This window comes from Streptomyces sp. NPDC033177 (assembly GCF_055577715.1).
On the sequence record NZ_JBVIPS010000006.1, the window covers coordinates 182,909 to 195,804 of the forward strand.

10 protein-coding genes are annotated in these 12,896 nt (G+C 69.7%); 6 read left to right on the top strand and 4 right to left on the bottom strand.

From position 1 onward, the window contains the following. Nucleotides 1-59 precede the first annotated feature (59 nt). The 5 genes from ACZ5U5_RS21820 (at nucleotide 60) to ACZ5U5_RS21840 (ending at nucleotide 6,835) form a co-directional block, all read left to right on the top strand. Complete coding sequence (locus ACZ5U5_RS21820; protein ID WP_469024117.1) at nucleotides 60-1,808, top strand: dolichyl-phosphate-mannose--protein mannosyltransferase; 1,749 nt, start codon at nucleotides 60-62, stop codon at nucleotides 1,806-1,808. A 135-nt stretch (nucleotides 1,809-1,943) separates the two neighbouring features. Continuing rightward, on the top strand, nucleotides 1,944-3,575 hold the full coding sequence (locus ACZ5U5_RS21825) for a penicillin-binding transpeptidase domain-containing protein (RefSeq protein ID WP_469024120.1): 1,632 nt from the start codon (nucleotides 1,944-1,946) through the stop codon (nucleotides 3,573-3,575). Nucleotides 3,576-3,669: 94 nt separating this feature from the next. Next, nucleotides 3,670-5,406 carry a penicillin-binding transpeptidase domain-containing protein gene (locus tag ACZ5U5_RS21830; RefSeq protein WP_469024123.1) on the top strand — a complete coding sequence of 579 codons (1,737 nt, stop codon included), beginning with the start codon at nucleotides 3,670-3,672 and terminating at the stop codon, nucleotides 5,404-5,406. 83 nt (nucleotides 5,407-5,489) lie between these two features. Then, the gene (locus ACZ5U5_RS21835) at nucleotides 5,490-5,987 is read left to right on the top strand and encodes a YbaK/EbsC family protein (RefSeq protein WP_469024126.1); all 498 of its coding nucleotides are present in this window, start codon (nucleotides 5,490-5,492) and stop codon (nucleotides 5,985-5,987) included. Continuing rightward, nucleotides 5,984-6,835, top strand: a complete 852-nt coding sequence (locus ACZ5U5_RS21840) for an EamA family transporter (protein WP_469024129.1) — start codon at nucleotides 5,984-5,986, stop codon at nucleotides 6,833-6,835. Before ACZ5U5_RS21835 ends, ACZ5U5_RS21840 begins: the two co-directional genes overlap by 4 nt. A gap of 623 nt (nucleotides 6,836-7,458) precedes the next feature. Here ACZ5U5_RS21840 and ACZ5U5_RS21845 read toward each other — a convergent pair. The 3 genes from ACZ5U5_RS21845 to ACZ5U5_RS21855 are packed head-to-tail and all read right to left on the bottom strand — an operon-like array spanning nucleotide 7,459 to nucleotide 10,053. Then, nucleotides 7,459-8,229: an energy-coupling factor ABC transporter ATP-binding protein gene (locus tag ACZ5U5_RS21845; protein ID WP_469024132.1), complete on the bottom strand. Its 771-nt coding sequence runs from the start codon at nucleotides 8,227-8,229 to the stop codon at nucleotides 7,459-7,461. Further along, nucleotides 8,217-8,978, bottom strand: a complete 762-nt coding sequence (cbiQ, locus tag ACZ5U5_RS21850) for a cobalt ECF transporter T component CbiQ (protein ID WP_469024135.1) — start codon at nucleotides 8,976-8,978, stop codon at nucleotides 8,217-8,219. The genes ACZ5U5_RS21845 and cbiQ overlap by 13 nt, the downstream gene beginning before the upstream one ends. A 1-nt stretch (nucleotide 8,979) precedes the next feature. Then, nucleotides 8,980-10,053, bottom strand: a complete 1,074-nt coding sequence (locus ACZ5U5_RS21855; protein ID WP_469024137.1) for an energy-coupling factor ABC transporter permease — start codon at nucleotides 10,051-10,053, stop codon at nucleotides 8,980-8,982. 203 nt (nucleotides 10,054-10,256) lie between these two features. On the opposite strand from ACZ5U5_RS21855, the gene ACZ5U5_RS21860 reads away from it, so the two are divergent. Then, nucleotides 10,257-10,610: an SsgA family sporulation/cell division regulator gene (locus tag ACZ5U5_RS21860; RefSeq protein WP_469024138.1), complete on the top strand. Its 354-nt coding sequence runs from the start codon at nucleotides 10,257-10,259 to the stop codon at nucleotides 10,608-10,610. A gap of 4 nt (nucleotides 10,611-10,614) precedes the next feature. On the opposite strand, the gene ACZ5U5_RS21865 is transcribed toward ACZ5U5_RS21860, so the two are convergent. Then, nucleotides 10,615-12,852, bottom strand: a complete 2,238-nt coding sequence (locus tag ACZ5U5_RS21865; protein WP_469024141.1) for an MMPL family transporter — start codon at nucleotides 12,850-12,852, stop codon at nucleotides 10,615-10,617. Nucleotides 12,853-12,896 lie beyond the last annotated feature (44 nt).

Sequence of the window (12,896 nt, forward strand, 5' to 3'; positions counted from 1 at the left end):
AGGGGCCGGGGAGGGCCCAGGAGCGGGACTCACACAGTCGGGTTCCCTACGATGGCGCGGTGACCAGTACCGCGTCTTCCCCGGACACCCGCCAGGGCCAGGCAGCCGAGGAGCAGCAGCCGTCGTGGCAGCACAGGCTGCGCCGCTTCGGTTACGTGGCGCGGCCCGGCGGGCCCACGGCCGATGTCCGGGCCCGGCTCGTGCCCGCGTACACCGAACCGAGCCCGCGGCTGTGGGCGACGATCGGCCTGCAGAAAAGCTCCGCCGACCTGCTGGTCCGGTGGTCGGGCTGGATCGGCCCGCTGCTGATCACACTGGTCGCGGGGCTCACCCGGTTCTGGAATCTCGGCAGCCCGAAGGCCGTGATATTCGACGAGACGTACTACGCCAAGGACGCCTGGGCGCTGATCCACCGGGGCTACGAGGTCAACTGGCCCGAGAAGATCAACCCCGATGTCCTGAAGCAGGGATCGGACATCACGATCCCCACGGACGCCGCGTACGTGGTGCATCCGCCGGTCGGCAAGTACGTCATCGGCATCGGTGAGTGGATCTTCGGCTTCGATCCCTTCGGCTGGCGCTTCATGACGGCGGTGCTCGGCACCCTGTCGGTCCTGATGCTGTGCCGGATCGGCCGGCGGCTGTTCCGCTCGACGTTCCTGGGCTGTCTGGCGGGCGGGCTGCTCGCGGTGGACGGGCTGCACTTCGTGATGAGCCGCACCGCGCTGCTCGACCAGGTCCTGATGTTCTTCGTCCTCGCCGCGTTCGGCTGCTTCCTGATCGACCGGGACAAGGCGCGCGCGAAACTCGCGGCCGGCCTTCCGGCCGACGAGGACGGGCGGATCCGCCCCGACGCGTACGTCGCCGAGACGTTGCGCCTGGGGTGGCGTCCCTGGCGCTGGGCGGCCGGTCTCTGTCTGGGACTGGCCTTCGGCACCAAGTGGAACGGCCTCTACGTCATGGTCTTCTTCTGCTTGCTGACCGTCCTGTGGGACGTGGGCGCCCGGCGCGTCGCGAGCGCCGAGCGTCCCTACCGCGCGGTCCTGAAGCGGGACGTGTTCCCCGCGTTCGTCTCGACGGTGCCGGTCGCGATCGGCGTGTACGTCCTGTCCTGGCTCGGCTGGATCCTGTCCCCGACCGACGGCACGGGCGGCTACTACCGCAACTGGGCGGCGACGGAGGGCAAGGGCGGCTCCTGGACGTTCCTGCCGGACTGGCTGCGCAGCCTGTGGCACTACGAACACGCGGTCTACGACTTCCACGTGGGCCTCTCGTCGCCGCACACCTACCAGTCGAACCCGTGGAGCTGGATCGTCGACGGCCGCCCCGTCTCGTACTTCTACGAGTCGCCGCTGCCCGGCAAGGACGGCTGCCCCTCCGACACCGCGGAGAAGTGCGCCCGCGAGGTCCTCGCGCTCGGCACGCCGATGCTGTGGTGGGCGGGTGCCTTCGCGCTGCTCTACGTGCTGTGGCGGTGGGTGTTCCGCAGGGACTGGCGTGCGGGCGCGATCGTGTGCGGGATCGCGGCGGGGTATCTGCCGTGGTTCATGTACCAGGAGCGGACGATCTTCTTCTTCTACGCCGTCGTCTTCGTGCCGTTCCTGTGCCTGGCCGTGGCGATGATGATCGGCGCGATCCTCGGTCCGCCCGGTTCGAGCGAGCGGCGGCGGGTCGTGGGGGCCGCGGCGTCGGGCGTCCTGGTGCTGCTGATCCTGTGGAACTTCATCTGGTTCTGGCCCATTTACACCGGCCAGGCCATTCCGATCGATTCCTGGCGGGCCCGCATGCTCCTGGACACGTGGGTCTAGACATCTGGCTGTAGTGGGCACCTAGGACACCTTCGGATAACAGCTCCCTCGTTCGTCACCTCCTCCGCTTAGGGTTCGCTTCGAACCACCTTTCCGGACATACATTCGGGAGGGCTCCTGGGGAGGGGGCGTGGAATGCGCAAAGGGGTAAAGGTCACTTTGGTGGGGGGCGTGTTCGCCGTCATGGTCGGGGGCGCGGGGTATGGCGCCTACAACTTGGTGAACGGCGTGACCGGGGGCGGCGGTTCATCGGCGTCGGGCCCGCACACGGTGAAGACGGGGCCGCCGACGAGCGGCGAGATCAGCGAGACGACGGAGAGGTTCTTCGCCGCGTGGGCGAAGGGCGACGCCGAGCAGGCCTCGCACTACACGAACAACGCCGAAGTGGCCTCGCGGGTCCTGACCGGCTTCCGCGAGGACGCCCACCTGACGAAGGTGAAACTCACGCCGGGCAGGGCCACCGGCACGACCCTGCCGTTCTCGGTCGAGGCGACGGTGTCGTACAAGGGGAAGAGCAAGCCCTTCGCGTACGACTCCGAACTGACGGTCGTGCGCGGCAAGACCTCCGGCAGTGCGCTCGTCGACTGGTACCCCTCGGTCGTCCACCCGGACCTCAAGAGGGACGACACCCTGGAGACCGGCGAGGCCGCCGTGCCCCCCATCGAGGCCGTCGATCGGCACGGCACTGTCCTGGACAAGAAGAGCTACCCCTCGCTCGGCCCGGTCCTCGACCAGCTGCGCGCGAAGTACGGCGACAAGGCGGGCGGGACGCCCGGCGTCGAGCTCTACGTCCGGCACGCGGACGAGAACGCGGGCACCAAGACGCTGCTCACGCTCGCCAAGGGCAAGGCGGGGCAGCTGAAGACGACGCTGAGCGCGCCCGCGCAGCGCGCCGCCGAGAAGGCGGTGACCCGGCACGCGGACTCCTCCGTGGTCGCCGTGCAGCCGAGTTCCGGCGAGGTCCTTGCCGTGGCCAACAACCGCGAGGACGGGTTCAACGCGGCCTTCGAGGGCAAGATGGCCCCCGGCTCGACGATGAAGATCGTCTCGGCGGCGATGCTCATCGACAAGGGCGTGACGAAGGCGAGCGGCCCCGCGCCCTGCCCCAACACCGCGACCTGGCAGAGCAACACCATCCAGAACCTGCCCGGCCTCGCCCCGAACGAGAACGCGACCCTGGCGGACAGCTTCGCGCGCTCGTGCAACACCGCGTTCGTGAAGCTCGTCGACGAGGACGGCGTCACGGACGCCTCCCTCACCGAGGAGGCGCAGAACGGCTTCGGCCTCGGCCTCGACTGGCAGGTGGGCGTCCGCACGGTGGACGGCTCGGTCCCCGCGTCCCCCGGCCCCGACCGCGCGCAGAACATGATCGGCCAGGGCCAGGTGCAGCTGAACCCGCTCAACATGGCCTCGGTCACGGCGACCGCGATGACGGGAGCCTTCCGGCAGCCGGTGATCGTGGACCCGTCGCTGGACGACCGGGAGCTGGCCACGGCACGCGGCCTGCCCGCGTCCACCGTCCAGCAGCTGCGCCAGATGATGAACGCCACGGCGGTCAGCGGCACCGGCGCCCCCGCCATGTCCGGGCTGAGCGGCAGCATCGGCGCGAAGACGGGATCGGCGGAGGTCGCGGGCCAGGAGAAGCCCAACAGCTGGTTCGCCGGATACCGCGGTGACGCGGCGGCCGCGGCCGTGGTGGAGCGAGGCGGCCATGGCGGCGACGCGGCCGGCCCTATCGTGGCGGCGGTGCTTGCCGCAGGCAGTTGAGGTGATTGGTAGGGGGCTTCATGAAAGCCCCCTAGTGTGGGGCCTTCCGGTGCGGAACCTGGGGGTTCTGTGATCTGGGATCTGCGGAGGGTCAGTGGGTAAGCGAGGGCGCGCCAGCGAGCGCAAGGGCATCAGGAACATCACCGGCACATCGGGCGCCAGGAGCGCCAAGGTGCACCCCGGTGTGCTCGGCGGCGCCGCCGCCGTGGTCGTGTGCGGCGTGGGCATCGCCGCGTACAGCCTGATCGGTGGCTCCGGTGACGGTGACGGACCGACGGTCGACGAGAAGCCGGTGGCCGCGGGCCCGCCGACGGCCGCCGAGGTGCGTGCCACCACGCGGGACTTCCTCGCAGCGTGGGAGAAGGGCGACGTCTCGGGTGCCGCGGCGCTCACGGACGACCGGGCGACGGCGAAGACCGCCCTCACCGCGTACGCCAAGGACTCCCACCTGACCAAGGTGAAGCTGACGCCGGGCAAGCGCGCGGGCGCGAAGGTGCCGTTCTCGGTCACGTCCACGGTCTCGTACGAGGGAACGAACAAGCCCTTCGCGTACGAGTCCGAGCTGACCGTCGTACGAAGAAAGCACGACGGCAAGACGCTGGTCGGCTGGCAGCCCTCCGTCGTGCACCCGGACCTGAAGGCCGGCGACCGCCTGGTCACCGGTGAGGCCGGGGACCCACCGATCAAGGCCGTGGACCGGGACGGCGGCGAGCTGACCAAGGCGAAGTACCCCTCCCTCGGCACGGTGCTCGACAGCATGCGCGAGAAGTTCGGCGACAAGGCCGGCGGCAAGGCGGGCGTGGAGCTGCGGGTCGTGCGCAAGGACAGCGCGAAGGACGCCGAGAAGTCGGCGACGACGAAGGACGACGCGAAGGCGACGCCCGACAAGACACTCCTGACGCTCTCCCCCGGCACCCCCGGCACCCTGAAGACCACCTTCGACGCCTCGCTCCAGGCGGCGGCGGAGAAGGAGACGGGCAAGCGCAAGCAGGCCTCGGTGGTCCTGGTGAAGCCGAGCACGGGCGAGATCCTCGCGGCGGCCAACTCGAACCCGACCGGCTTCAACATCGCCTTCCAGGGCTCGCTGGCCCCCGGCTCGACGATGAAGGTCGTCACGTCGTCCCTGCTCCTGGAGAAGAAGCTCGCGGGCGTCGACAAGAAGCACCCGTGCCCGAAGTACGTGACGTACGGCGGCTGGAAGTTCCAGAACGACGACAAGTTCCAGATCAAGGACGGCACGTTCCGCGCGAGCTTCGCCCGGTCCTGCAACACGGCTTTCATCAGCCAGGCCAAGAAACTGCAGGACGACTCCCTGACCAAGCAGGCGCAGGAGGTCTTCGGCCTCGGCCGCGACAACTGGTCGATCGGCGTCCCGTCCTTCGACGGCGCGATCCCGGTGCAGAGCGACGCGCAGATGGGCGCCTCGCTGATCGGCCAGGGCGGGGTGCGCATGAGCCCGCTGAACATGGCGTCGGTGGCGGCCACGGTGAAGTCCGGCACGTTCAAGCAGCCGTATCTGGTCTCCCCGGACGTCGACAAGCGCACGCTCGCGACGGCGCCCCGGACGATGTCGGGTGCGACGGCGTCGGCGCTGCGGGACCTGATGCACTACACGGCGGTGGCGGGTACGGCGGTCAAGCCGATGTCGGGCCTCGGCTCCGACATGGGCGCGAAGACCGGCTCCGCGGAGGTCGACGGCCAGAAGAAGCCCAACGGCTGGTTCACGGCGTACCGCGGCGACCTGGCCGCGGGCGCGGTGGTGCAGGAAGGCGGCCACGGCGGCGACTCGGCGGGGCCGCTGGTGCGGGCGATGTTCCTGGCGGCGAAGTAGTCGGTCGCCGCCCAGCGGGCCAGCTGTCCGTCATGCGGATACGTGGTCGCGTGCCTGGTACACGGACCGCTAGCGTGCGGCGCATGACGGCAACAGATTCCCGCGCCAACCCCCGTTTCGCCGAGGCCCTGCACCAGCTGGGCCTCGGCGAACTGATCTCAGAGGTCCGCAGCTTCCCGGAGGGAACTCGTACCGCCCAGGAGGCTGCGGCGGCCATCGGCTGCGAGCTCAGCCAGATCTGCAAGTCGCTGATCTTCGCGGCGGACGGCGTCCCGGTCCTGGTCCTGATGGACGGCGCGTCGCGGGTGGATCTGGAGCTCGTGCGGTGGGAACTGTGCGCGGCGAAGGTGACGCGCGCGAAGGCGGACATCGTCCGCGAGACCACGGGATACGCGATCGGTGGCGTACCTCCCTTCGGTCACGCGACGAAGACGCGGGTCCTTGCGGACCGCTCCCTCCTCGACCACGAGGTGGTGTGGGCGGCGGCAGGCACCCCCTACGCGGTCTTCCCCATGGCGCCCAAGGACCTGATCCACCACGCGAACGGCACCCTGGTGGACGTGCGCGAGCTCGCCAAGTGACGCCGCTGGTCGCGTCGGCGGTGCTGCTCGCCGCCGTCACGCACGCGTGCTGGAACGCGATCGCGCACCACATCACCGACAAGCTGGTCGGCTTCACCCTCATCTCCGGTGGCGGGCTGCTGATAGGCGTACTCATCGCCCCGTTCGTGGCGATACCGGCGGCGGGTGCGTGGCCGTACCTGGTGCTTTCCGCGGTGATCCACATCGGCTACTACGCCCTGTTGATGAAGTCGTTCCAGCTCGGCGACTTCGGCCAGGCGTACCCGATCGCGCGGGGTACGGCGCCGCTGGTGGTGACGGTCCTCGCCGCGATATTCGCGGGCGAGATCCCGGACGGCTGGCAGGCGGCGGGCGTCGCGGTCTCGTGCGCGGGCCTGACGGGGTTGGCGCTCTGGGGCATACGCGGCTCGGGCCGGCGCCCCGACTGGGCGGCGATCGGCGCGGCGCTCGCCACGGGGGTCTCGATCGCGGCGTACACGGTCGTGGACGGCCTCGGCGTCCGCGCCTCGGGCTCCTCGATGGGCTACATCGCGTGGCTGATGATCCTGGAGGGCATCGCGATTCCGGTATACGCGGCGTACCGCTGGCGGGGCGAACTGGTGGGCCGGTTGCGCCCGTTCGCGGCGGTGGGGCTGGTGGGGGCGGCGCTGTCGGTGGCGGCTTACGGCCTGGTCCTGTGGGCCCAGACGAAGGCAGAACTGGCCCCCATCTCGGCACTCCGCGAGTCCTCGATCATCGTGGGCGCGGCGATCGGAGCGGTCTTCTTCAAGGAGAAGTTCGGGGCGCCGAGGTTGGTGGCTGCGGGGTTGATGGTGGCGGGGATCGGGTTGATGTTGCATGCGGGGTGAGGCGGGTGAGGTGGCTTCAGCCCTGCGTCGCGTGGGTCGCGTACGAGAGTGATTAGCGTGGTTGCTGCTGGTGGGGGGCTGAGCGAGCCTCCATCCCGTGTGGGCCCACTCGGGTCGGTGGGGGCTGGCTTTCGTCGCCTGATGTTCGAACGGGGCCCGGGGTTGGACACCGGGGTTCAGAGGCGGCCACGGAGGAGTGCGGCCGTCACCCGACCGCCCCTCGACATCTCCATCGACCAACCGTCCCCACCGTCGGCCACCCGCCCCGACGTCGATGCCGACGAACGCCCGTTGCAGGAAAATCCCACCCCTTCGACCGTCAGCTGGGGTTTCGCGACGAGAGGGTGGGACCTTTCTGCAATCGGCCCCGTGAGGCGCCCTTCGCGCCCGCGTACCCCGCCCCACCCGCCTCGCTCACCCCACCCACCCCATCCCTGTTGCTGCTGTCTTTTGGTCGGTTGGTTGGGTGTTGTGAAGAGGGTTGCTGAATCTGGGCCCGTACGTAGATCAGCCGACGAAAGTCAGCCCCCACCGACCCGAGTGGTCCCACATGGGATGGAGGCTCGCTCAGCCCCTCACCCACAGCAACCACGCCAATCAATGAAGTGAAGCCCCCGGCGCGCCTACGCCTGGCGGTTTGCTGCGGCTGCCTTTGGGTCGAAGCCGAAGGGGAGTTCCAGCCGGTGCGCGGCCATCAAGTCCTCGTCGGCGAGCAGCTCGCCCGTCGGGCCGTCCGCGGCGATCACGCCCTCGCTCAGGATCAGGGCCCGGGGGCACAGTTCGAGCGCATACGGCAGGTCGTGCGTGACCATCAGGACCGTCACGTCCAACGAGCGCAGGATGTCGGCCAGTTCGCGGCGCGAGGCCGGGTCCAGGTTCGAGGACGGTTCGTCGAGGACCAGGATCTCCGGCTCCATCGCGAGGACCGTCGCCACCGCGACCCGCCTGCGCTGGCCGAAGGAGAGGTGGTGCGGCGGGCGGTCCGCGAACTCCGCCATGCCCACCTGGGCGAGGGCCTTGTGGACCCTGGCCTCCAGTTCCGGGCCGCGCATTCCCGCCGCTGCAGGGCCGAACGCCACGTCCTCGCGCACCGTCGGCATGAACAGCTGATCGTCCGGGTCCTGGAAGACGATGCCGACCCGGCGCCTGATCTCGGCCATGTGCTTCTTGCCGACGGGGAGGCCCGCGACGGTGACCGTGCCGGCGCCGCCGGTCAGGATGCCGTTCAGGTGCAGGACGAGCGTCGTCTTGCCCGCGCCGTTCGGGCCGAGCAACGCGACCCGCTCACCCCGGCCGATCGTCATGTCGACGCCGAAGAGCGCCTGGTGCCCGTCGGGGTAGGCGAAGGCCAGTCCGGCCACTTCGAGCGAGGGTGCGGCAGTCACAGGGTCCATCCCAGCAGGCAGACGACAAGAGCGGCGCCCGGCAGGGCGAAGGCGTAGGTCCACTGTGCACGGGAGGCGGTGACCTCGTCGATCACCGGCATCGAACCGGCGTACCCCCGGCTGACCATGGCCAGGTGCACCCGCTCGCCTCTCTCGTACGAGCGGATGAAGAGCGCGCCGGCGGACTTCGCGAGGACGCCCCACTGCTTCACGCCCCGCGCCTCGAAGCCGCGCGACTCGCGTGCGATCTTCATGCGGCGCATCTCGTCCGTGATCACGTCGCCGTACCGGATCATGAACGAGGCGATCTGGACGAGCAGCGGCGGCAGCTTCAGGCGTTGCAGGCCCAGGAGCAGTGAGCGCAGTTCGGTGGTCGAGGCGAGGAGGACCGATGCCGCCACGCCGAGCGTGCCCTTGGCCAGGACGTTCCAGGCGCCCCAGAGGCCGTTCACGCTGAGGGACATGCCGAGCACGTCGACCCGCTCGCCCTCCGCCACGAACGGCATGAGCACCGCGAACGCCACGAACGGGACCTCGATGAGCAGCCGCTTCAGGAGGAAGGGGAGGGGGACGCGGGACGCGTACGCCACCGCGCCGAGCAGCACCGCGTAGCCGCCGAACGCCCACATCGCCTCGCGCGGCGTGGAGACCACGACGACCACGAAGCAGAAGACCGCGGCCAGTTTGGTGTGCGGGGGCAGGGCGTGGACGGGTGAGTGGCCGTGCCGGTAGAGCCGGTGGGCGTGGCCCGCGCCCATGTCAGGCTTTCTCGGAGATCTCGGAGACGGAAGCCGTGGACGCCGGGTCCGTGTCCGCCGTACGGCGGCGGCGCAGCGCCCAGAAGACCGCCGAGCCCGCGACGACGGTGACGCCGACGCCGATCACGCCCGCGAGGCCGCCGGAGAGGCGGGTGTCGGTGATGTCCTTGACGCCGTAGTCGGCGAGGGGGGAGTCCGAGGTGGCGTGCTCCTCGGTCTTCTTGTCGATGCCCTTGTCCGCGGCGACCTTCTCCAGTCCGTCGGGGTTCGCGGAGGCGTAGAAGCTGACGAAGCCGGCGAGGACGAGGGAGGTGACGAGGCCCGCGATCCAGACCTTGCGGTGCGAGCGGGCTGCCACGGGGGCGGGCGCCTCGGCCGGCTCCGGGACGTCGACGAGCTCACCCCCCACCCGCAGCTTGAGCTTCTGGGTGAGGCCTCGGGCGCCGTACACGAGGTCGGGGCGTACGGCGATGACGGCGCCGACGGTGAGCGCGGTGATCGCCGCCTCGCCGATGCCGATGAGGACGTGCACGCCGACCATGGCCGTGGCGACCTTGCCGATGGAGACGTCGGTGGTGCCGCCGAGCGCGTAGAGGAACGTGAAGGCGACCGCGGCGGCGGGCACCGAGATCAGCGCGGCGACGAAGGAGGAGGCGGTGATGGAGCGGCGGGTGCGGGGGAGGATTTTCACCAGGCCGCGGAAGGTGAGATAGGCCACGACGGTCGTGACGATGGCCATGTCCGTGATGTTCACGCCGAGCGCGGTCAGGCCGCCGTCAGCGAAGAGGACACCCTGCATGAGGAGCACGACGGACACGCACAGGACACCCGTGTAAGGGCCGACGAGTATCGCGGCGAGCGCGCCGCCGAGCAGATGTCCGCTGGTCCCGGCCGCGACGGGGAAGTTCAGCATCTGCACCGCGAAGATGAACGCGGCCACGAGTCCGGCCAGCGGCGCCGTCCGCTCGTCCAGCTCACGCCGTGCGCCGCGGAGGCTGACGGCGATCGCTCCGGCGGCGATGACCCCGGTGGCGGCGGAGACGGGTGCGTTGATGAAACCGTCGGGGACATGCATGCGCGCGCTCCTGGGCAGGACAGGAAGAGGAAGGCAGAGCAGATCGCTCGTGAACCGTTCAATGATAGTGCTCTGTTGCGAACGGTTTGCAAGAGCGGTGACTGCCCAGTTATCCCGGTCACATCTGAGCAGGAATCGGAATATATGGGACATTAGAGGGCAGAAAGCGCGTGATGGTGAGCGTGATGGTGAGGAGTTCGGCGATGTCCGCAGTAGAGCAGTTCGCACGTGCCCACGTCGTCACGGACTCCCCTGACGACCAGCTCACCGTCCCCGCCGTCCTCCGGTACGACCCGGAGGCCGACCCGCTCTCGGTGCGGATCGGCCTCCCTGGTTCACCCGAGGGTTCCCACGAGTGGACCTTCGCCAGGCAGCTGCTCGAACAGGGCCTGCGGGCCCCGGCCACCAGCGGTGACGTACACATCTGGCCCTGTGGGCGGGTCCAGACGGTGATGGAGTTCCACTCGGCGCACGGGGTGGCGGTCGTGCAGTTCGACGCGTCGGCGCTCATCCGCTTCCTGCGCCGCACCTACGCGGCCGCCCCCGTGCCCCACTGACACGTCAGACGCGTTCAAGCTCCCGGTCCTCGTCGCCCCGGCCGCCGCCCGCCTCATCGGCGTCCCGCAGGGCCTCGCCCTCGACGTCCACGTTCGGCAGCGCGCGGTCCAGCCACTTCGGCAGCCACCACGCCTTCTTGCCGAGCAGCGCGAGCACCGCCGGGACCAGCGCCATGCGCACGATGAACGCGTCGAAGAAGACGGCGATCGCGAGACCGAAGCCGATCATCTTCACCATCTGCTCCGACGAGCCGATGAAGCCGGCGAAGACGGCGATCATGATGACGGCAGCCGCCGAGACCACGCGGGCCCCGTGCCGGAAGCCGGTCACGATCGCCTGGCCCGGCCGCTCCCCGTGGACGTACGCCTCTCGCATGCGCGTCACGAGGAACACCTCGTAGTCCATCGCGAGGCCGAAGACGACGCCCACCATGAAGATCGGCATCATCGACATGATCGGGCCGGTCTGCTCGACGCCGAAGAGCGAGCCGAGCCAGCCCCACTGGAAGACCGCGACGACCGCGCCCAGGGCCGCGAGGACCGAGAGCAGGAAGCCGAGGGCCGCCTTGAGCGGGACCAGGATGGAGCGGAAGACGATGATCAGCAGGAGGAAGGCGAGGCCGACGACGAGTGCCAGGTAGGGCAGCAACGCGTCGTTCAGCTTCTCGGATACGTCGATGTTCATGGCCGTCGAGCCGGTGACCATGACGCTCGCGCCGGTGTCGGACTTGATGTCGGCGCCCGCGTCACGGATCGCGTGCACGAGGTTCTCGGTCTCGATGCCGCTGGGCTTCGAGGACGGGACGACGCTGATGATCGCCGTGTCGCCCGCCTTGTTGATCATCGGCGGTGCGGCCGAGTGGACGTCGTCGAGCCCGGAGATCGTCTTCTGGATCTCCCCGGCCGCGACCTTCGGGTCGTCGGCACCCTTGAGGTCGGCAACCGCCATCAGCGGGCCGTTGAAGCCGGGGCCGAATCCGTCGGAGACCAGGTCGTACGCCTTGCGCTGGGTCGTGGACGTCGGCTGCGAACCGTCGTCCGGGAGGCCCAGTTCGAGGGAGGAGACGGGCAGCGCCGCGGCACCGAGGCCGATGACGCCGACCAGCAGGACGGTCAGCGGGCGGCGCACGACGAAGCGCGCCCAGCGCGTGCCGAGGTTGTCCTTCTTTTCCGTGACACCCTCGGTGGCCGCCGCCTTCTTGCCGCCGCCGAGCACCTTGCTCTTCTCGCCCGTGGGCTTGACCTTCCTGCCCGCGTAACCGAGCAGCGCCGGGATCAGGGTGAGCGCGATGAGTACGGCGATGACCACCGTGCCGGCCGCCGCGAAGCCCATCTTGGTGAGCATCGGGATGTTCACCACGGCGAGGCCGACCAGCGCGATGACCACGGTGAGCCCGGCGAAGACCACGGCCGAACCGGCGGTCCCGACAGCGCGGCCCGCCGCCTCCTCGCGGTCCCGCCCGTCGGCGAGTTCACCGCGGTAGCGGGAGACGATGAAGAGCGCGTAGTCGATGCCGACCGCGAGGCCGATCATCATGGCGAGCGTCGATGTGGTCGTCCCCAGGTCGAGCGCGCTGGCGAGCGCGGTGATCGAGGAGACGCCGATGCCCACGCCGATCAGCGCGGTGAGCAGCGGAAGCCCCGCCGCGATCAGCGAGCCGAAGGTGATGACGAGGACGACGGCCGCGACCGCGATGCCGATGATCTCGGTGGCCCCGGTCTCGGGCATCGCCTGCAGCGCGTCACCGCCGACCTCGACCGTGAGCCCGGACTCCCGCGCCTGGTCGGTCGTCTTCTCGAGCGCTTCACGGCTGTCCTCGGTCAGCTCCATCGAGGTGACCTTGTACGAGACCGACGCGTACGCCGTGGAGCCGTCCTTGCTGACCGTCTTGGCCTGGAAGGGGCTGTCCGCCCTCGCGACCTCGTCCGAACCGGACTTGAGGGCGGCGACGGTCTTCTCGATCTCGGCCTTGTTGCCCGCGTCGGTGACCTTCTCGCCGTCGGGCGCCTTGAAGACGACCCGGGCGCTCGCGCCGTCGGCACTGGCTTCGGGCACACGCTCTTCGAGCAGGTCGAAGGCCTTCTGGGCCTCCGTACCGGGAATGGAGAAGGAACTGGAGGCGGCGGTGGGCGCGGACGCGGCGCCGACTCCGGCGAGCGTCAGGAGCGCCACCCATATCAGGGCGACGAAGTGCCGTCGCCTGAAGGCGAGTCGGCCCAGTTTGTACAGGAAAGTGGCCACGGGGGCGTACTCCCGGTCAGGTCGTGGTGTCTACAGGGCAGGGG

Coding starts and splice junctions, on each gene's coding strand:
- ACZ5U5_RS21845 (WP_469024132.1), bottom strand. CDS start 8,229: ATGGACCCTGTGACTGCCGCACCCTCGCTCGAAGTGGCCGGACTGGCC.
- ACZ5U5_RS21855 (WP_469024137.1), bottom strand. CDS start 10,053: ATGCATGTCCCCGACGGTTTCATCAACGCACCCGTCTCCGCCGCCACC.
- ACZ5U5_RS21835 (WP_469024126.1), top strand. CDS start 5,490: ATGACGGCAACAGATTCCCGCGCCAACCCCCGTTTCGCCGAGGCCCTG.
- cbiQ (WP_469024135.1), bottom strand. CDS start 8,978: ATGGGCGCGGGCCACGCCCACCGGCTCTACCGGCACGGCCACTCACCC.
- ACZ5U5_RS21860 (WP_469024138.1), top strand. CDS start 10,257: ATGTCCGCAGTAGAGCAGTTCGCACGTGCCCACGTCGTCACGGACTCC.
- ACZ5U5_RS21825 (WP_469024120.1), top strand. CDS start 1,944: ATGCGCAAAGGGGTAAAGGTCACTTTGGTGGGGGGCGTGTTCGCCGTC.